At 41.9% G+C, this 19848-nt stretch carries 13 protein-coding genes, 2 tRNA genes, 3 rRNA genes, 1 other RNA gene and 2 pseudogenes; all 21 read left to right on the top strand.

Annotation, left to right across the window (positions count from 1 at the left end; all coding sequences use genetic code 11):
* Positions 1–48: 48 nt before the first annotated feature.
* Positions 49–1594 (top strand): 16S ribosomal RNA (locus tag ADJ60_RS05995).
* A gap of 51 nt (positions 1595–1645) precedes the next feature.
* Positions 1646–1718 (top strand) — tRNA-Ala (locus tag ADJ60_RS05990).
* A gap of 125 nt (positions 1719–1843) precedes the next feature.
* Positions 1844–4745 (top strand): 23S ribosomal RNA (locus ADJ60_RS05985).
* Positions 4746–4821: 76 nt separating this feature from the next.
* Positions 4822–4937, top strand: a 5S ribosomal RNA gene (rrf, locus tag ADJ60_RS05980).
* Together the 16S, 23S and 5S rRNA genes with 2 tRNA genes alongside form the textbook arrangement of a ribosomal RNA operon.
* Before the next feature lie 5 nt (positions 4938–4942).
* Positions 4943–5016 (top strand) — tRNA-Asn (locus ADJ60_RS05975).
* A gap of 379 nt (positions 5017–5395) precedes the next feature.
* Entirely contained in the window at positions 5396–5632 is a 237-nt protein-coding gene (gene comW, locus ADJ60_RS05970; protein ID WP_049544022.1) for a sigma(X)-activator ComW, read from the top strand.
* 230 nt (positions 5633–5862) lie between these two features.
* A complete protein-coding gene (locus ADJ60_RS05965) occupies positions 5863–7149 on the top strand; it encodes an adenylosuccinate synthase (RefSeq protein ID WP_001832534.1) in 1287 nt (428 codons plus the stop codon).
* Between the two features lie 199 nt (positions 7150–7348).
* On the top strand, positions 7349–7816 hold the full coding sequence (gene tadA, locus ADJ60_RS05960) for a tRNA adenosine(34) deaminase TadA (protein WP_049544020.1): 468 nt from the start codon (positions 7349–7351) through the stop codon (positions 7814–7816).
* A gap of 32 nt (positions 7817–7848) precedes the next feature.
* Positions 7849–7946, top strand: an RNA gene (gene ffs, locus ADJ60_RS10810) — signal recognition particle sRNA small type.
* 56 nt (positions 7947–8002) lie between these two features.
* Complete coding sequence (locus ADJ60_RS05955; protein ID WP_049544018.1) at positions 8003–8446, top strand: dUTP diphosphatase; 444 nt, start codon at positions 8003–8005, stop codon at positions 8444–8446.
* Between the two features lies 1 nt (position 8447).
* Complete coding sequence (locus ADJ60_RS05950; protein WP_049544017.1) at positions 8448–8987, top strand: histidine phosphatase family protein; 540 nt, start codon at positions 8448–8450, stop codon at positions 8985–8987.
* 13 nt (positions 8988–9000) lie between these two features.
* Positions 9001–10362, top strand: coding sequence for a DNA repair protein RadA (radA, locus tag ADJ60_RS05945; protein ID WP_078238235.1), 1362 nt, complete (start codon positions 9001–9003; stop codon positions 10360–10362).
* 72 nt (positions 10363–10434) lie between these two features.
* Complete coding sequence (locus ADJ60_RS05940; protein WP_004240973.1) at positions 10435–10932, top strand: beta-class carbonic anhydrase; 498 nt, start codon at positions 10435–10437, stop codon at positions 10930–10932.
* 24 nt (positions 10933–10956) lie between these two features.
* Complete coding sequence (locus ADJ60_RS05935; RefSeq protein ID WP_049544012.1) at positions 10957–11772, top strand: PrsW family intramembrane metalloprotease; 816 nt, start codon at positions 10957–10959, stop codon at positions 11770–11772.
* 145 nt (positions 11773–11917) lie between these two features.
* Positions 11918–12886, top strand: a complete 969-nt coding sequence (locus ADJ60_RS05930) for a ribose-phosphate diphosphokinase (RefSeq protein WP_033682853.1) — start codon at positions 11918–11920, stop codon at positions 12884–12886.
* Between the two features lie 117 nt (positions 12887–13003).
* Positions 13004–13903 carry an Rpn family recombination-promoting nuclease/putative transposase gene (locus ADJ60_RS05925; RefSeq protein WP_049544011.1) on the top strand — a complete coding sequence of 300 codons (900 nt, stop codon included), beginning with the start codon at positions 13004–13006 and terminating at the stop codon, positions 13901–13903.
* A 22-nt stretch (positions 13904–13925) separates the two neighbouring features.
* A pseudogene (locus ADJ60_RS05920) lies at positions 13926–14330 on the top strand (flagellar assembly protein H domain protein); the annotation flags it as partial.
* Between the two features lie 374 nt (positions 14331–14704).
* Positions 14705–15685, top strand: a complete 981-nt coding sequence (locus ADJ60_RS11900; RefSeq protein WP_049544006.1) for an N-acetylmuramoyl-L-alanine amidase family protein — start codon at positions 14705–14707, stop codon at positions 15683–15685.
* 145 nt (positions 15686–15830) lie between these two features.
* Positions 15831–17156, top strand: a complete 1326-nt coding sequence (locus ADJ60_RS05910; protein WP_049544004.1) for an N-acetylmuramoyl-L-alanine amidase family protein — start codon at positions 15831–15833, stop codon at positions 17154–17156.
* A gap of 143 nt (positions 17157–17299) precedes the next feature.
* Entirely contained in the window at positions 17300–18925 is a 1626-nt protein-coding gene (locus ADJ60_RS05905) for an N-acetylmuramoyl-L-alanine amidase family protein (protein ID WP_049544002.1), read from the top strand.
* A 216-nt stretch (positions 18926–19141) separates the two neighbouring features.
* Positions 19142–19848: pseudogene (locus tag ADJ60_RS05900) on the top strand (hypothetical protein); the annotation flags it as partial.

Raw genomic sequence — 19848 nt, 5'->3', positions numbered from 1 at the left:
AAAAAACAATAAATCTGTCAGTGACAGAAATGAGTGAGAACTCAAACTTTTAATGAGAGTTTGATCCTGGCTCAGGACGAACGCTGGCGGCGTGCCTAATACATGCAAGTAGAACGCTGAAGGAGGAGCTTGCTCTTCTGGATGAGTTGCGAACGGGTGAGTAACGCGTAGGTAACCTGCCTGGTAGCGGGGGATAACTATTGGAAACGATAGCTAATACCGCATAAGAGTAGATGTTGCATGACATTTGCTTAAAAGGTGCAATTGCATCACTACCAGATGGACCTGCGTTGTATTAGCTAGTTGGTGGGGTAACGGCTCACCAAGGCGACGATACATAGCCGACCTGAGAGGGTGATCGGCCACACTGGGACTGAGACACGGCCCAGACTCCTACGGGAGGCAGCAGTAGGGAATCTTCGGCAATGGACGGAAGTCTGACCGAGCAACGCCGCGTGAGTGAAGAAGGTTTTCGGATCGTAAAGCTCTGTTGTAAGAGAAGAACGAGTGTGAGAGTGGAAAGTTCACACTGTGACGGTATCTTACCAGAAAGGGACGGCTAACTACGTGCCAGCAGCCGCGGTAATACGTAGGTCCCGAGCGTTGTCCGGATTTATTGGGCGTAAAGCGAGCGCAGGCGGTTAGATAAGTCTGAAGTTAAAGGCTGTGGCTTAACCATAGTACGCTTTGGAAACTGTTTAACTTGAGTGCAAGAGGGGAGAGTGGAATTCCATGTGTAGCGGTGAAATGCGTAGATATATGGAGGAACACCGGTGGCGAAAGCGGCTCTCTGGCTTGTAACTGACGCTGAGGCTCGAAAGCGTGGGGAGCAAACAGGATTAGATACCCTGGTAGTCCACGCCGTAAACGATGAGTGCTAGGTGTTAGACCCTTTCCGGGGTTTAGTGCCGTAGCTAACGCATTAAGCACTCCGCCTGGGGAGTACGACCGCAAGGTTGAAACTCAAAGGAATTGACGGGGGCCCGCACAAGCGGTGGAGCATGTGGTTTAATTCGAAGCAACGCGAAGAACCTTACCAGGTCTTGACATCCCTCTGACCGCTCTAGAGATAGAGTTTTCCTTCGGGACAGAGGTGACAGGTGGTGCATGGTTGTCGTCAGCTCGTGTCGTGAGATGTTGGGTTAAGTCCCGCAACGAGCGCAACCCCTATTGTTAGTTGCCATCATTCAGTTGGGCACTCTAGCGAGACTGCCGGTAATAAACCGGAGGAAGGTGGGGATGACGTCAAATCATCATGCCCCTTATGACCTGGGCTACACACGTGCTACAATGGCTGGTACAACGAGTCGCAAGCCGGTGACGGCAAGCTAATCTCTTAAAGCCAGTCTCAGTTCGGATTGTAGGCTGCAACTCGCCTACATGAAGTCGGAATCGCTAGTAATCGCGGATCAGCACGCCGCGGTGAATACGTTCCCGGGCCTTGTACACACCGCCCGTCACACCACGAGAGTTTGTAACACCCGAAGTCGGTGAGGTAACCGTAAGGAGCCAGCCGCCTAAGGTGGGATAGATGATTGGGGTGAAGTCGTAACAAGGTAGCCGTATCGGAAGGTGCGGCTGGATCACCTCCTTTCTAAGGAAAAGGAACTGCGCATTGGTCTTGTTTAGTCTTGAGAGGTCTTGTGGGGCCTTAGCTCAGCTGGGAGAGCGCCTGCTTTGCACGCAGGAGGTCAGCGGTTCGATCCCGCTAGGCTCCATTGGTGAGAGATCACCAAGTAATGCACATTGAAAATTGAATATCTATATCAAATAGTAACAAGAAAATAAACCGAAAACGCTGTAGTATTAATAAGAGTTTATGACTGAAAGGTCAGAAAAATAAGGTTAAGTTAATAAGGGCGCACGGTGGATGCCTTGGCACTAGGAGCCGAAGAAGGACGTGACAAACGACGATATGCCTTGGGTAGCTGTAAGTAAGCGATGATCCAGGGATTTCCGAATGGGGGAACCCAACAGGTACTACCTGTTACCCGCATCTGTTAAGGATGTGAGGAGGAAGACGCAGTGAACTGAAACATCTAAGTAGCTGCAGGAAGAGAAAGCAAAAGCGATTGCCTTAGTAGCGGCGAGCGAAACGGCAGGAGGGCAAACCGAAGAGTTTACTCTTCGGGGTTGTAGGACTGCAATGTGGACTCAAAGATTATAGAAGAATGATTTGGGAAGATCAGCCAAAGAGAGTAATAGCCTCGTATTTAAAATAGTCTTTGTACCTAGCAGTATCCTGAGTACGGCGGGACACGTGAAATCCCGTCGGAATCTGGGAGGACCATCTCCCAACCCTAAATACTCCCTAGTGACCGATAGTGAACCAGTACCGTGAGGGAAAGGTGAAAAGCACCCCGGGAGGGGAGTGAAATAGAACCTGAAACCGTGTGCCTACAACAAGTTCGAGCCCGTTAATGGGTGAGAGCGTGCCTTTTGTAGAATGAACCGGCGAGTTACGTTATGATGCGAGGTTAAGTTGAAGAGACGGAGCCGTAGGGAAACCGAGTCTGAATAGGGCGAATTAGTATTATGACGTAGACCCGAAACCATGTGACCTACCCATGAGCAGGTTGAAGGTGCGGTAAGACGCACTGGAGGACCGAACCAGGGCACGTTGAAAAGTGCTTGGATGACTTGTGGGTAGCGGAGAAATTCCAAACGAACTTGGAGATAGCTGGTTCTCTCCGAAATAGCTTTAGGGCTAGCGTCGACATTAGAGATTCTTGGAGGTAGAGCACTGTTTGGGTGAGGGGTCCATCCCGGATTACCAATCTCAGATAAACTCCGAATGCCAATGAATTATGGTCGGCAGTCAGACTGCGAGTGCTAAGATCCGTAGTCGAAAGGGAAACAGCCCAGACCACCAGCTAAGGTCCCAAAATAATTGTTAAGTGGAAAAGGATGTGGGGTTGCACAGACAACTAGGATGTTAGCTTAGAAGCAGCTATTCATTCAAAGAGTGCGTAATAGCTCACTAGTCGAGTGACCCTGCGCCGAAAATGTACCGGGGCTAAAACAATTTACCGAAGCTGTGGATACCTTTATAGGTATGGTAGGAGAGCGTTCTATGTGTGATGAAGGTATACCGTGAGGAGTGCTGGAACGCATAGAAGTGAGAATGCCGGTATGAGTAGCGAAAGACAGGTGAGAATCCTGTCCACCGTAAGACTAAGGTTTCCAGGGGAAGGCTCGTCCGCCCTGGGTTAGTCGGGACCTAAGGAGAGACCGAAAGGTGTATCCGATGGACAACAGGTTGATATTCCTGTACTAGAGTATGTAGTGATGGAGGGACGCAGTAGGCTAACTAAAGCAGACGATTGGAAGTGTCTGTCTAAGCAGTGAGGTGTGATATGAGTCAAACGCTTATATCTATAACATTGAGCTGTGATGGGGAGCGAAGTTTAGTAGCGAAGTTAGTGACGTCACACTGCCAAGAAAAGCTTCTAGCGTTTAAACATACTCTACCCGTACCGCAAACCGACACAGGTAGTCGAGGCGAGTAGCCTCAGGTGAGCGAGAGAACTCTCGTTAAGGAACTCGGCAAAATGACCCCGTAACTTCGGGAGAAGGGGTGCTGACTTTAAGTCAGCCGCAGTGAATAGGCCCAAGCAACTGTTTATCAAAAACACAGCTCTCTGCTAAATCGTAAGATGATGTATAGGGGGTGACGCCTGCCCGGTGCTGGAAGGTTAAGAGGAGTGCTTAGCGCAAGCGAAGGTATGAATTGAAGCCCCAGTAAACGGCGGCCGTAACTATAACGGTCCTAAGGTAGCGAAATTCCTTGTCGGGTAAGTTCCGACCCGCACGAAAGGCGTAATGATTTGGGCACTGTCTCAACGAGAGACTCGGTGAAATTTTAGTACCTGTGAAGATGCAGGTTACCCGCGACAGGACGGAAAGACCCCATGGAGCTTTACTGCAGTTTGATATTGAGTGTCTGTACCACATGTACAGGATAGGTAGGAGTCTATGAGATCGGGACGCCAGTTTCGAAGGAGACGTTGTTGGGATACTACCCTTGTGTTATGGCCACTCTAACCCAGATAGGTGATCCCTATCGGAGACAGTGTCTGACGGGCAGTTTGACTGGGGCGGTCGCCTCCTAAAAGGTAACGGAGGCGCCCAAAGGTTCCCTCAGAATGGTTGGAAATCATTCGCAGAGTGTAAAGGTATAAGGGAGCTTGACTGCGAGAGCTACAACTCGAGCAGGGACGAAAGTCGGGCTTAGTGATCCGGTGGTTCCGTATGGAAGGGCCATCGCTCAACGGATAAAAGCTACCCTGGGGATAACAGGCTTATCTCCCCCAAGAGTTCACATCGACGGGGAGGTTTGGCACCTCGATGTCGGCTCGTCGCATCCTGGGGCTGTAGTCGGTCCCAAGGGTTGGGCTGTTCGCCCATTAAAGCGGCACGCGAGCTGGGTTCAGAACGTCGTGAGACAGTTCGGTCCCTATCCGTCGCGGGCGTAGGAAATTTGAGAGGATCTGCTCCTAGTACGAGAGGACCAGAGTGGACTTACCGCTGGTGTACCAGTTGTCTTGCCAAAGGCATCGCTGGGTAGCTATGTAGGGAAGGGATAAACGCTGAAAGCATCTAAGTGTGAAACCCACCTCAAGATGAGATTTCCCATGATTTTATATCAGTAAGAGCCCTGAGAGATGATCAGGTAGATAGGTTAGAAGTGGAAGTGTGGCGACACATGTAGCGGACTAATACTAATAGCTCGAGGACTTATCCAAAGTAACTGAGAATATGAAAGCGCAAGGTTTTCTTGATTTGAATAGATATTCAATTTTGAGTAGGTATTACTCAGAGTTAAGTGACGATAGCCTAGGAGATACACCTGTACCCATGCCGAACACAGAAGTTAAGCCCTAGAACGCCGGAAGTAGTTGGGGGTTGCCCCCTGTGAGATATGGAAGTCGCTTAGCTTTAATCCGCCATAGCTCAGTTGGTAGTAGCGCATGACTGTTAATCATGATGTCGTAGGTTCGAGTCCTACTGGCGGAGTAGTTAAGAAAAAAGAGGTTTAGGCCTCTTTTTTTGTAATTAATAATCTATTTAGTGTTATTTGGTGTTAGATATTTTTGCTGAGTAAAGTTTCAGAGCCCTCCGTTTTCGATCAAGGAGATCTTTTTAGTACTTTAATTGAGGGTAGCGAAGAGGCTAAACGTTGCGGACTGTAAATATGATCCTTCGAGGGGTTCGCATCCTTCCGCTTCCATTATCTTAGTTTTTGAAATTTAGGTAGTATATTTGTTCCTATTCTGTCAACTTTTCCTATTTGTTATCTTTTTGAGGTTGGTATTTGAGCAATTCAGGAATTGATAATATCTGTTTATAATTTTTTGTTAGAATAAGGTCATAAAAAGAAAAGGAGTATATATTTATGCTACAAAGTATTTATGATCAGATGACAGATTTCTATAACAGTATCGAAGAAGAGTATGCTACTTTCTTTGGTGATAGTTGGGAATGGGAACATTTTCATTTTAAATTTTTGATTTATTATTTAGTTCGATATGGCATTGGGTGTCGTAGGGATTTTATCGTTTACCATTATCGTGTTGCTTATCGTTTGTATCTTGAAAAGATGATAATGAATCGAGGTTTTATTTCTTGTTGAGGCAGCACGAGTGAATTCCCGAACTAATTTACTCATTTACGGAACAATTATGATAAATAGCTGTTAATTTTTCTAAAATATTTTTTAATAGTTGGAAATAGCAAATCTTTCTATTGTTTCTTCTTGATAAAAAGGCGATTTTTTCTTATAATAAATTGTAAGATATAATTGCGGGTGAGATTCCTGCCATGTATGTGAGAAAGGAAGAGCCTGAGGGCTCAGACAAGATTATGACTTCAGTTGTTGTTGTAGGTACCCAATGGGGTGATGAAGGTAAAGGGAAGATTACAGACTTCCTTTCAGCGAATGCAGAAGTGATTGCACGTTACCAAGGTGGTGATAATGCTGGTCACACGATTGTGATTGATGGTAAGAAGTTTAAGTTGCACTTGATTCCATCTGGGATTTTCTTCCCTGAAAAAATCTCTGTTATCGGGAACGGTATGGTTGTAAATCCTAAATCTCTTGTGAAAGAGTTGAGCTATCTTCATGAGGAGGGTGTGACAACTGATAATTTGCGTATTTCTGATCGTGCGCATGTTATTTTGCCATACCATATCGAGTTGGATCGCTTGCAAGAAGAGGCTAAGGGTGACAATAAGATTGGTACTACAATTAAGGGAATTGGTCCAGCTTATATGGACAAGGCTGCTCGTGTGGGAATTCGTATCGCAGATCTTTTGGATAAAGACATTTTCCGTGAGCGTTTAGAACGTAACCTTGCTGAAAAGAATCGTCTCTTTGAAAAATTGTATGATAGTAAAGCGATTGCTTTCGATGATATTTTTGAAGAATATTACGAATATGGTCAACAAATCAAGAAATATGTGACCGATACATCTGTCATTTTGAATGATGCACTTGATAACGGTAAACGTGTGCTTTTTGAAGGTGCACAAGGTGTTATGCTAGATATTGACCAAGGGACCTATCCATTTGTTACGTCATCAAACCCTGTGGCTGGTGGTGTTACGATTGGTTCAGGTGTTGGTCCAAGTAAGATTGACAAGGTTGTAGGTGTATGTAAGGCTTATACGAGTCGTGTAGGAGACGGTCCATTCCCAACTGAGTTGTTTGATGAAGTGGGAGAACGTATCCGTGAAGTGGGTCATGAATATGGTACAACAACTGGTCGTCCACGTCGTGTGGGTTGGTTTGACTCAGTTGTGATGCGTCATAGCCGCCGTGTTTCTGGTATTACGAACCTTTCATTGAACTCTATCGATGTTTTGAGTGGTTTGGATACTGTGAAAATCTGTGTGGCTTATGATCTTGATGGTCAACGTATTGACTACTATCCAGCTAGTCTTGAGCAATTGAAACGTTGCAAGCCTATCTATGAAGAGTTGCCAGGTTGGTCAGAAGATATTACCGGAGTTCGTAATTTGGAAGATCTTCCTGAGAATGCGCGTAACTACGTTCGTCGTGTGAGTGAATTGGTTGGCGTTCGTATTTCTACTTTCTCAGTAGGTCCTGGTCGTGAACAAACAAATATTTTAGAAAGTGTTTGGTCCTAAGAGATTTTTAAGATTTGTTTAAGATAGGTCGGGTATACTATAGACAGTTACAAGAAGACCTCCTAACTTGTTGTAACAAATATCCTAAACTTTTCTTTTTCATAATAATCTCCCTATAAAGTCACCGCATTCGGTGGCTTTTTTTGTCTTGGGATTCATGATATAATAATAAAATCGATAAGTAGTAAAAGGGAAATTGATGAATTATACAGTTGAAGAAAAAGAAGTCTTTATGAGGGAAGCTTTGAGAGAAGCTGAGATTGCTCTTGAACACGATGAAATTCCAATTGGTTGTGTGATTGTCAAAGATAGGGAAATCATTGGTCGTGGGCATAATGCACGTGAGGAATTGCAGCGAGCGGTTATGCATGCGGAGATTATGGCTATAGAGAATGCGAACTTGAGTGAGGAGAGTTGGCGCTTGCTGGATTGCACGCTTTTTGTGACCATTGAGCCTTGTGTCATGTGTAGTGGGGCGATTGGGCTTGCCCGTATTCCAAACGTGGTCTATGGGGCTAAAAACCAGAAATTTGGCGCTGCTGGGAGTTTGTACGATATTTTGACAGATGAGCGTCTCAACCATCGTGTAGAGGTTGAAACGGGAATTTTGGAAGATGAATGCGCAGCTATTATGCAGGACTTTTTTAGAAATAGACGGAAAAAATAATTTTTCTTTTAAAATGAATAGGAATGTGATATAATAAATAGTGGAGCAACAGTTCTGCGTGAAGCGGGTCAGGGGAGGAATCCAGCAGCCCTAAGCGATTTGAATTGTGTGCTCTTTTTTTCGTGCTTTTTCCGAATAAATAAGATAGAATAATCTAGAATAAATGATAATAGAAAAGAGAAGATGATGAAAATTCGTGGTTTTGAATTGGTTTCTAGTTTTATAGATGAGAATTTATTGCCAAAGCGTGAGACAGCGCATGCGGCTGGTTACGACTTAAAGGTTGCTGTGCGTACAGTTATCGCTCCAGGAGAGATTGTATTAGTTCCGACAGGGGTTAAGGCTTATATGCAACCGACTGAGGTCCTATACCTCTATGATCGTTCTTCAAACCCTCGTAAGAAGGGTTTGGTTTTAATTAACTCGGTTGGGGTCATTGATGGGGATTATTATGGAAATCCTGGGAATGAAGGGCATATTTTTGCTCAGATGAAGAATATCACAGACCAAGAGGTTGTTCTTGAAGTTGGAGAACGTGTTGTCCAGGCTGTCTTTGCTCCTTTCTTAATTGCAGATGGAGATGTGGCAGACGGTGTACGGACTGGTGGTTTTGGTTCGACAGGGGACTAGGATGAAGATTATCTTTGTACGTCACGGGGAGCCAGATTATAGTATGCTTGATAAACTTGAAAATCCGCAACTCTATAGTGGTTTTGGTCGTGATTTAGCACCATTGACAGGAAAAGGTCGCAGTCTGGCAAAAGAAGTTGCTAAAACTGCATGTTTTGGAAAGGCAGAGATTATTATTTCATCGTCTGTGACGAGAGCTTTAGAAACAGCCCATTATATAGCGGTTGAAACAGGATTGGACTTATTTGTGGAGCCGTTTTTTCATGAGTGGCGTCCAGACTTAGATAGTACTAACTCTGATTTAACTAGTGTATTGGTAGCTCATGAATATTATCTAAAACATCAAGGAGGTTTACCTGAAGATTCTCCTTATCGCTATGAAACTGCTCTGGAGATGCGTCATCGTTTTTTAAGAACTTTGGAAAAATATAAAAATTATAAAACTATTATCATTGTAACTCACGGAATGCTCATGCGCCAGTTTGTACCAAATGAGAAGATTGATTTTTGCCAAGCGATTGAGTGTGAGTTAGAGATATAGAAAGAGGTTTATCATCGCAAAGAAAAAAGCGACATTTGTATGTCAAAATTGTGGGTATAATTCCCCTAAATATCTGGGTCGTTGTCCCAACTGTGGGTCTTGGTCTTCTTTTGTAGAAGAGGTTGAGGTTGCTGAGGTCAAGAATGCGCGTGTGTCCTTAACAGGGGAGAAAACCAAGCCCATGAAACTGGCTGAGGTGACTTCTATCAATGTCAATCGAACCAAGACGGAGATGGAGGAATTCAACCGTGTACTTGGGGGCGGAGTGGTACCAGGAAGTCTCGTACTCATAGGTGGGGATCCTGGAATCGGGAAATCAACGCTTCTCCTACAAGTCTCAACCCAGTTGTCCCAAGTGGGAACGGTTCTCTACGTCAGTGGGGAGGAGTCTGCCCAGCAGATTAAACTACGTGCAGAGCGTTTGGGTGATATTGATAGCGAGTTTTATCTCTATGCAGAGACCAATATGCAGAGTGTTCGATCTGAGGTGGAGCGAATCCAACCAGACTTCCTCATTATTGACTCCATTCAGACTATTATGTCTCCTGAGATTTCAGGGGTGCAGGGGTCTGTTTCTCAGGTGCGTGAGGTGACGGCTGAACTTATGCAGTTAGCTAAGACTAATAACATTGCTATCTTTATCGTAGGGCATGTTACCAAGGAAGGAACCTTGGCTGGTCCGCGCATGTTGGAGCATATGGTGGATACGGTGCTTTACTTTGAAGGGGAGCGTCACCATACCTTCCGTATTCTGAGAGCGGTCAAAAACCGTTTTGGTTCAACAAATGAGATTGGGATTTTTGAGATGCAGTCGGGCGGTTTGGTTGAGGTACTCAATCCGAGTCAAGTTTTCCTAGAAGAGCGTTTGGATGGGGCGACTGGTTCGTCAATCGTTGTGACCATGGAAGGGACGCGTCCTATTTTGGCGGAAGTTCAGGCCTTGGTGACACCGACCATGTTTGGAAATGCCAAGCGTACGACGACAGGTCTTGATTTTAATCGCGCGAGTTTGATTATGGCTGTTTTAGAAAAACGGGCAGGTCTTCTCCTACAAAATCAGGATGCTTATCTCAAATCTGCTGGTGGTGTCAAATTGGATGAACCTGCCATTGACTTGGCCGTCGCTGTTGCCATTGCTTCGAGCTACAAGGACAAGCCAACCAATCCTCAGGAATGTTTTGTAGGCGAACTGGGCTTGACAGGAGAAATTCGGCGTGTAAATCGTATCGAACAGCGCATTAATGAAGCTGCTAAACTGGGCTTTACTAAGATTTATGTACCGAAAAATTCCTTGACAGGAATTACTCCGCCTAAGGAAATTCAGGTTATTGGAGTGACAACGATTCAGGAAGTTTTGAAAAAGGTTTTTGCTTAATCTGTGACAAATTCTCTTAAAAATGATAAGATAGGAGAAATATTTGACTATCAAATTTTCAAGGAGGGAATCGTGTCGTATTTTGAACAGTTTATGCAAGCCAATCAGGCTTATGTTGCCCTACATGGGCAGTTAAATCTGCCACTTAAACCCAAAACAAGAGTAGCTATTGTGACCTGCATGGATTCGCGTCTGCACGTTGCGCAAGCTCTAGGTTTGGCACTTGGGGATGCTCATATCTTGCGGAATGCAGGTGGTCGAGTAACAGAAGACATGATTCGTTCGCTGGTGATTTCCCAGCAACAAATGGGGACAAGAGAGATTGTGGTATTGCACCATACAGACTGTGGTGCTCAGACTTTTGAAAATGGTCCTTTTCAGGAATATTTAAAAGAGGAACTAGGTGTCGATGTGTCAGACCAGGACTTCTTGCCCTTTCAAGATATAGAGGAGAGTGTACGTGAGGACATGCAACTCCTTATCGATTCTCCCCTAATACCAGATGATGTCATTATCTCTGGTGCTATTTACGATGTGGATACAGGAAGTATGACAGTCGTAGAATTATAAATACTTCATATAGAAAGAAAGTGTATGAAGAAAAACAGCATTTTATTTATTTTTATTTTATTGCTATGTATTGGTTTGCAGTATGAAACAATCTACTATACGGATGGTTCGATGTCAGGTGCAGAATATGGCCTAATGGGAGTTTCTATCTTTCTAGCTCTCTTTTACATGATTCCGGCTCTTTATTTCCTTTTCCGTATTGGGAAAAAATGGGAATTGCCAAAGAATGCCTTGATTCTGTCTTTATTGGGTGGGATGTTCCTTTCAGGTTGGTTGTCTAGCTTTGCTAATACCTATATCCATGATTTATTGGAGGTTCTTTTCCCAGATAGTGCATTTTTAAATGCCTTTGAAAGTGCGATTGTGGCTCCTTTGGTAGAAGAACCCTTGAAATTGTTGCCACTTGTCTTTGTTTTAGCTTTGATTCCTGTGCGAAAATTAAAATCTTTGTTTTTACTTGGGATTGCTTCTGGTTTGGGATTCCAAATGATTGAGGATATTGGCTACATTCGTACAGATTTGCCAGAGGGCTTTGACTTTACTATTTCGAGAATTTTAGAGCGTATCATCTCAGGAATTGCCTCTCACTGGACTTTTTCAGGTTTGGCGGTAGTAGGTGTTTACTTGCTTTACAGAGCCTATAAAGGACAGAAGGTTGGCAAGAAACAGGGGCTTATTTTCCTAGGTTTAGCCTTGGGAACTCATTTCTTGTTTAACTCTCCTTTTGTGGAGTTGGAGACAGAGTTGCCTTTAGCGATTCCAGTGGTTACGGCTATTACTCTCTATGGTTTTTATCAGGCTTATCGCTTTGTTGAGAAGCACAATGAGTTGATGAACTAGAATATTTTTTAAAAGAATGATGCAAGGGTACAAATATGGTGCCCTTCTTTTATTTTTGATTGAAAAATAGTGCAAAAAGCGCTACAATGGTAAATGGAAAAATCTTGTGAAAAGCACAAGCGATACATATATACCGGAGGAAATCATGTCTTTTTCTGATTTAAAGCTGTTTGCCCTTTCTTCTAATCAAGAATTGGCAAAACGTGTGGCGCAGGAGATTGGGATAGAGTTGGGGAAATCAAGTGTTCGCCAATTTTCAGATGGAGAGATTCAGGTCAACATCGAAGAATCAATCCGTGGGAAACACGTCTTTATCCTACAATCAACTAGTTCGCCTGTAAATGACAATCTGCTTGAAATTTTGATTATGGTAGATGCTTTGAAGCGTGCGAGTGCAGAATCTGTCAATGTTGTCATGCCTTACTATGGGTATGCACGTCAGGATAGAAAGGCGAGAGCGCGTGAGCCAATCACTTCAAAACTTGTCGCAAATATGCTTGAAGTAGCTGGAGTAGATCGTTTATTGACCATCGACTTGCATGCTGCGCAGATTCAAGGATTCTTTGATATTCCTGTGGATCATTTGATGGGAGCTCCTCTGATTGCGGATTATTTTGAGCGTCGTGGCATGGTTGGTTCTGACTATGTGGTTGTCAGCCCAGACCATGGAGGGGTGACTCGTGCTCGTAAGTTGGCAGAATTTTTGAAAACATCTATTGCTATCATTGACAAACGTCGTAGTGTTGATAAGATGAATACTAGTGAAGTCATGAACATCATCGGTAAGGTCGAAGGCAAGACTTGTATCTTGATTGATGATATGATTGATACCGCTGGAACGATTTGTCATGCGGCAGATGCTCTTGCAGAAGCTGGTGCTGTTGAAGTCTATGCAAGCTGTACGCACCCAGTTCTTTCTGGTCCTGCTATGGACAATATCCAAAAATCAGCTATCAAGAAATTGGTTGTTTTGGATACCATCTATCTCCCAGAAGAGCGTTTGATCGATAAGATTGAGCAGATTTCAATCGCTCATCTCCTAGGAGATGCTATTGTGCGTATCCATGAAAAACGCCCACTTTCTCCACTTTTCAGTATTGAGAAAAAGATTTAATGACCAAGCCTGAGATGATTCTCAGGTTTTTTCATCTCTTTTCCGAATAAATAGATAGAGCCAGAGAATCTAGGAAACCTAGATTTAAAACTGTGGTATAATAAAAGGAGGAAGAGGATGATTCTAAGACATCCGGGCATCAGCCCGACCAATGACTTGGTTGCTAAGAAAATCTTTAGCAATCCAGAAATTACTTGTCAATTTATTCGCGATATGCTGGATTTACCAGCAAAAAATGTGACCATTTTGGAGGGAAGCAATATTCACGTCTTGCCTTCCATACCTTACTCGGCGCAGGATTTCTATACCAGTATAGATGTTTTGGCGGAGTTGGACAATGGCACGCAAGTAATCATTGAAATTCAGGTGCATCATCAGAATTTTTTCATTAATCGTTTGTGGGCTTATCTATGTAGTCAGGTCAATCAAAATCTCGAAAAAATTCGCCAGCGAGAAGGTGATACACACCAGAGTTACAAACACATCGCACCAGTATATGCTATCGCTATCGTGGACAGCAATTACTTCTCGGATGATTTGGCTTTTCATAGCTTTAGTATGCGCGAGGACACGACAGGTGAGGTTTTAACCATAACCAATAATGGACAAGAAAACCATCTAGTAAAGATGGCGTTCTTGGAATTAAAAAAATACAGAGAAACCAGCAAAGACGAGGTTCGCAAACCGTGGTTGGAGTTTTTCGGCAACAAACCCTTTACCCAACAACCTGAGCGAGCCATTAGCCAGGCAGACCAACTGCTGGACTATAAGAGCTGGTCCGAGGAGGACAGGAAGATGTTTAGTGAACAACGCAGGCGTGAAGAACAAGCCTTGTTAGCGCATGACTATGCCTTGGAACAAGCTGAAGAAAAAGGATTAGAGCGTGGCCTTGAACAAGGTCTAGAGCGTGGGAAAATTTTTACCTTTCTAGATTTAGTACGCCAACATGTTTTAACTTCCGAATTTGCTAGCGAGCAATTAGGTATGACGGTCTCTGAATTTGAGGCACTCTTATAAGACCATCACTAGTAATAGCGTTCTTGGAACTAAAAAATACAGAGAAACCAGCAAAGACGAGGTTCGCAAGCCCTGGTTGGAGTTTTTCGGGAATAAGCCCTTTACCCAACAACCGGAGCGAGCCATCAGCCAGGCAGACCAACTGCTAGACTATAAAAGCTGGTCCGAGGAGGACAGGAAAATGTTTAGTGAACAACGCAGACGTGAAGAGCAAGCCTTGTTAGCACAGGATTATGCCTTGGAAACGGCTAGAGCCGAAGGTATTGAACAAGGCTTAGAACGTGGTCGATCTGAGGGGATTGAACAGGGACTGGAGCGTGGGAAAATATTTACCTTTCTTGATTTAGTGCGCCAACATGTTTTAACTTCCGAATTTGCTAGCGAGCAATTAGGTATGACGGTCGCAGAGTTTGAGGACTTGCTATAAGGTCACATTTTAAATAGTAGAAAGTTTATAAAATGGCAAGTTATTATCAAAAAACTTGTCATTTTTGCTTGACATTTCGAAGGGGTTATAGGATAATACTACAGAAGTGAGTTCTGTCCAACTGTCTATGTGGATTAGATATGAATGATTTTACTCAAGGATCAAAAAATTGTGAGATTTTCACTTGAATATAGGATATTTTAAGCGTATTCACTCTCACAAAGTTGTTTTTTTCACCTTTTTTTCTAAAAATGGGTAAAAACTTTAAAAAGTAGAAGAAAACCCTTGACAAATCCTGCAAATATTTATATACTGTATGGTAGTAAGATAGTCTTACGAAAAATATTTTAAAGAAAAACAAAGGAGATAAAACGATGAAAAAAGTTTTATTGACAAGCGCAGTCGCTCTTGCAGCATTTGGTGCTGTACAAGCTGTTTCAGCTGATGGTAACAACGGTTATAGTACTGGTCGTGTAAACCCACTTACTGGTAAAATCGACCAAGCTAACTATAGCGGAAACACAGTTGTTTCAGCTCACACTGGTGTAGTTGCTGATGCTGACCAATACAAACCAGCAACTCCAGCTACAAACCCATACGCTGTAAGAAATCGTATCGGTAAAGATGGTAAGGTTTTACCAGATGTATTTGGTAATGGTACTCATGTTCGTGTACATGTTAAAGATGTCCAAGGTAACCCTGTAGCAGGTGTTAAAGTAGCTGCTTTAGTATACAAAACACCAGAAGACTTTGACAACTACAAAAAACCAGCTTTAATTGAAGGAACTACTGACGCAGCAGGTGATGTTGAGTTTGCTGTTGAAAACGGTGGTTATGTAGTTTACCGTGTTGATCAAGCTCCAAAAGGTTACTTTGTTCCTGCTAATCTTACAGTAGGTACTCTACTTGATGCAGAAGAAGTTGTACGTGAAGGTTCAGACATGTTTGTTAACGGTGAGTTGACAATCGAAAAAACTGACACTTATAACGTTGCTCGTACTGAGTGGGTTCAAGGTGAAAACGGATGGCACTACTTCGACAACAACAAACAAGCTACTGGTTGGAAACAAGTTGACGGTAAATGGTACTTCTTTAACGCTGAAGGCGTAATGCAAAAATGGTGGGTTAAAGATGGTAACACTTGGTACTACCTAAACGGTTCAGGTGCTATGGAAACTGGTTGGTTGCAAGACGGTGGCAAATGGTACTTCCTTGAAGCATCAGGTGCTATGAAAGCTAGCCAATGGTTTGAAGTTGCTGGTAAATGGTACTACGTTGACGGTTCAGGTGCCCTTGCAGTTAACACAACTGTAGGTGGATACACTGTAAACGGAAACGGTGAATGGGTTAAATAATCTAGTTTAATCAAAAAAGCAGAAGATTTCTTCTGCTTTTTATTTTTTACATAAAAAGTTCAGTTTTTCTTAGAATTTTTTTAAAAAATAAGATACAATAAAGCTAGGTTTATCACCTAAATTTTTAAAAATGGAGAATATTCAAATGAAGAATAAAAAAGCTTTAGCTCTAGCATTAGCTAGTCTAACAATGGCAAGTGCAGCAGTTTTGACAAGTTATTCTGCTACTACTGCTAGTCCAGTAAGTGCGGAAGAAGTTGTTTATAGAACTGAGTGGGTCACAGTGATTAATGGGCGCTCACAGGAGCGTAAGACAGTTTTTTATGAAGATGGTAATCAACCTATTTCAAAACATCCATCAATTGATGGTTTTGAATACCAACGTACTTTTGTTGAAGGTGGGAGAAAATATTACCTATTTGTTGAAAAAGGAACAAAGATTGAAGATCATGTAAATGATCCAGATGCTCCAGTTAGTGAATTAAATACTCAGGGTTATAAGACGTCTGACAAGGATGTAAAATGGCGTGAGTCAGCTGGGAATCGTTATCTTTACTATAAAGGAAACCCTGTAAAAGGTTGGGCAAATGTTGATGGTAAAACTTACTATTTTGATAGTGAAGGTGTTATGGCTCACGGAGTACTTGAAAACACATCTGAACGTTACTATCTAGATGGACAAGGTGTTAAGAAAACTGGTTTCATTAAAGTAGGAGAAAAAACCTATTATTTTGTGTCAGATGGAGCTCGTAAGACAGAAGTTGTTACCGATAATGGTAAAACTTATTTTGTCAAAGATGGTGTTGTGACAACTGGAGCTCATAAAGTTGGGGCAAAATGGTACTTCTTTGCTGAAGATGGCACAACCAAGTCAGGTATTGTAAAAGACAGTGCTGGTAAATGGTATTACATTACAGCAGAAGGTGAACGTAAGACTGGTCTTATCAAGGATGCTGGAGATAAGTATTACTATGTTACTGAAGAAGGTGAGCGTAAGTTCGGTGAAATAACTGTTGATGGTAAAACGTACTTCTTGACAGATGATTCTGATACTAAAGCTGGCTGGAACAAAGTTGACAATCATTGGATTTATGTAAATAAAGAAGGTAAACGTCAAGTTGGTTGGCTTAAAGATGGTGGTAAATGGTACTATTTTAACGCTGAAGGCATCATGCAAAAATGGTGGGTTAAAGATGGCAACACTTGGTACTATCTAAATGGTTCAGGTGAGATGCAAACTGGCTGGTTGCAAGATGGTGGCACTTGGTACTACCTAAATAGTTCAGGTGCTATGCAAACAGGTTGGGCTAAAGTAGGTGATTCATGGTACTACCTCAAAGGCTCAGGTGCTATGGTAACTGGTTGGTTCCAAGTTGGTGGTAAATGGTACTATGCTTACAGTTCAGGTGCCCTTGCAGTAAGTACTACAGTCGATGGCTACTATGTAAATGCCAACGGTGAATGGGTATAAAATAACAAAGAGAGTGGTTTGAACTGCTCTCTTTTTGTTACTCTTAAATATTTCTACACTTTTTATGTTTTTTATTGCATTTATTATAGGAAAGGGATATAATTTAGATAAATTTATTATTTTAATACAGGAGGATTTTTTCTATGAGAAAAACACTAACAGGTATCTTGCTAGCTACTTCAGTGCTAGCGATGGCTACGGTCCAACAAGTAAAAGCTGCTGAAACAGGGGCAACAACGACTTCAACAACTTCTACGGTTAAAGAAGTCCACTATGCAACATTTAAAAATGGTGGACCTGTAGATATCAAAACTGCACTAACAGGATCTGCTGTGACAGCTGCATCTATTGAGAATCACCCTGAAATTGCAAATTATACCTATACTTCTAGTAGAGAAGAGAATGGTATTATGTATCATATGTATGCGCCAACTGCTACAACAGGTACTACGAATTCTGGTACTCAGACCAATCCATATCATAGAGATAACAACCAAAACAATGGTAGCACTAGTAATGCTAATGGGAATAATAACCAAAATGGTACTGGTACAAACAATAATAACAGCTCAACAACTTCTAACTCTTCTGTCAAAGCAGTTCGTTTTGTAGAATATAAACCTGGTAGTGATGTTCCAGTTGATATTAAAGATCCACGTACAGGATCTGCAGCTTCTGATACCAGTCGTCTGGATATTGCCAACTATACTTATGTTAATGGTGAATTAAAAGGTGATACACTTTACCATATTTATCGCTCAAATTCAACGACTAATACTAACCAAAATAATAGTAATAATCAAAACCAGTCTACTTCTGCAGGTCAATTCAAAACGGAGAACGGGAAGGTCTACTATATTAAGGACGGCAAAAAGGTTACCGGCTGGCAAAAAATTGATGGTAAGACTTACTACTTTGAAGCTGATGGAGCTATGAAAAAAGGTCTATTGACTGCAGGTGATAAGCAATACTACCTAGATGAAAAAGATGGTTTCAAACAGTTAGGATTTGTAAAAGTTGCTGATAAGGTTTACTATTTTGTTGAAAATGGTGATAAGAAAACTGGCTTTATCAAAATTGATGATAAAACTTACTATCTAAAAGAAGGTGTTCGTCTAACAGGCGATATTACAGTAGACGGGAAACATTATTTCTTAGATGAGGAAGGTGTCCTTAAACCAGGTATTGTTTTAATTGATGGTAAAAAATTCTTCATTGATGATGAGGGAAATCGTCATGTTGGATGGAAGAAAATTGGGCTGGATTGGTATTATTTCTCTAAAGAAGATGGAATGAAGACAGGTTGGGTCAAAGATGGGTCATGGTATTACTTGGATGAAACTGGTGTGATGAAAACTGGCTGGAAACAAGTTGATGGTAATTGGTACTATCTTAACGGCTCAGGTGCTATGGAAACTGGCTGGAAATTTATAAATGGTAGCTGGTATCATTTTGATAGTTTAGGTAAAATGGGTACTAGATGGATAAAAGACAATGGTACATGGTATTATCTTGACGGTTCAGGTGCTATGCAGACAGGCTGGAAATTTGTAGATGGCAATTGGTATTACCTCAATGCTTCAGGTGCTATGCAGACAGGTTGGTTGAACCAAGGTGGAACATGGTATTATCTTGCTAGTTCAGGCGCTATGAAGACAGGTTGGTTCCAAGTAGCTGGTAAATGGTATTATTCATATTCTTCAGGAGCTTTGGCAGTTAATACTACAATTAATGGGTATACTGTGAATGCTAATGGTGAATGGGTTTAATTTTAAGTAATTAAATCAAAGCAGGGGAGAAATCTCCTGCTTTTTAGCTTTTTTTGGCTCTTTGTCAACTGTAGTGGATTGAAGAAAAGATAAGATTTAGAAAGGATAAATTTTTCCAGTTTAAATGAATTAAAAGGGTTTATTTATATTGTTTGCTTATAACATTAAGAAACGTTATAATGGAAAGGAATATATTATAAAAAAGAGGTTTTTAAAATGGATAAAAAGAAAATAATTTTAACTAGCTTGGCTAGTGTTGCTATGTTGGGATCCGCATTTATTGCTTCTCAACCGTCAGTTGTAAAAGCTGCAGAAGAAACTACAGCTCAAAATGAAATTTTAGCTAATTTTGATCAAGCTTTAGAAGAAACTATTAAAGAATTAGAAGAAGAAGCAAAAAATGATCCAGGATCAGCTGAAAGTATTAAAGAGACAATTGCAAAATTAAAAGCAGAAGCAGCTAAAGAGAGAGCTAAAATCGAGGATGGGTTCAAGACAGGGAAAACCGCAGAAGCTACTGAAAATGAAATAGAAGAAATTGCTAAAAAAGAGGAAGCAGAAGAGGAAGAAGCAGCTAAAGCAGAGGAAGCAGCTCAAAAAGAATTTTTAGCGAATTTTGATAAAGCGTTAGAAGACGCAATTGCAGAATTAAAAAAAGCGGATACTCAAAATAATCCTGAATTAGCAAAACAAGTTGCAGAGGCCATTACAAAATTAAAAGCAGAAGCAGCTAAACAGAAAAAAGAAATCGAGGATGGTTTCAAAAATGGTTTAACTGTAGAAGAAGCTGAAAAAGCAATTGATGATGCAAATAAAAAAGCTGCGGAAGAAGCAAAAGCAGAAGCTGAAGCAAAAGCAAAACAAGACGAGTTCTTAGCAAATTATGATAAAGCATTAGAAGAGGCTGTCAAAGAATTAGAAAA

The organism is Streptococcus pseudopneumoniae, from assembly GCF_001076775.1.
GTDB classification, from domain to species: Bacteria; Bacillota; Bacilli; order Lactobacillales; family Streptococcaceae; genus Streptococcus; species Streptococcus pseudopneumoniae_G.
The sequence above is the reverse complement of the archived record's forward strand: the minus strand, read 5'-3'. Positions and strand labels throughout refer to the sequence as shown.

Coding starts and splice junctions, on each gene's coding strand:
- ADJ60_RS05955 (WP_049544018.1), top strand. CDS start 8,003: ATGAAAATTCGTGGTTTTGAATTGGTTTCTAGTTTTATAGATGAGAAT.
- ADJ60_RS11900 (WP_049544006.1), top strand. CDS start 14,705: ATGAAAAAAGTTTTATTGACAAGCGCAGTCGCTCTTGCAGCATTTGGT.
- tadA (WP_049544020.1), top strand. CDS start 7,349: ATGAATTATACAGTTGAAGAAAAAGAAGTCTTTATGAGGGAAGCTTTG.
- ADJ60_RS05925 (WP_049544011.1), top strand. CDS start 13,004: ATGATTCTAAGACATCCGGGCATCAGCCCGACCAATGACTTGGTTGCT.
- ADJ60_RS05910 (WP_049544004.1), top strand. CDS start 15,831: ATGAAGAATAAAAAAGCTTTAGCTCTAGCATTAGCTAGTCTAACAATG.
- comW (WP_049544022.1), top strand. CDS start 5,396: ATGCTACAAAGTATTTATGATCAGATGACAGATTTCTATAACAGTATC.
- ADJ60_RS05950 (WP_049544017.1), top strand. CDS start 8,448: ATGAAGATTATCTTTGTACGTCACGGGGAGCCAGATTATAGTATGCTT.
- ADJ60_RS05965 (WP_001832534.1), top strand. CDS start 5,863: ATGACTTCAGTTGTTGTTGTAGGTACCCAATGGGGTGATGAAGGTAAA.
- ADJ60_RS05905 (WP_049544002.1), top strand. CDS start 17,300: ATGAGAAAAACACTAACAGGTATCTTGCTAGCTACTTCAGTGCTAGCG.
- ADJ60_RS05935 (WP_049544012.1), top strand. CDS start 10,957: ATGAAGAAAAACAGCATTTTATTTATTTTTATTTTATTGCTATGTATT.
- ADJ60_RS05930 (WP_033682853.1), top strand. CDS start 11,918: ATGTCTTTTTCTGATTTAAAGCTGTTTGCCCTTTCTTCTAATCAAGAA.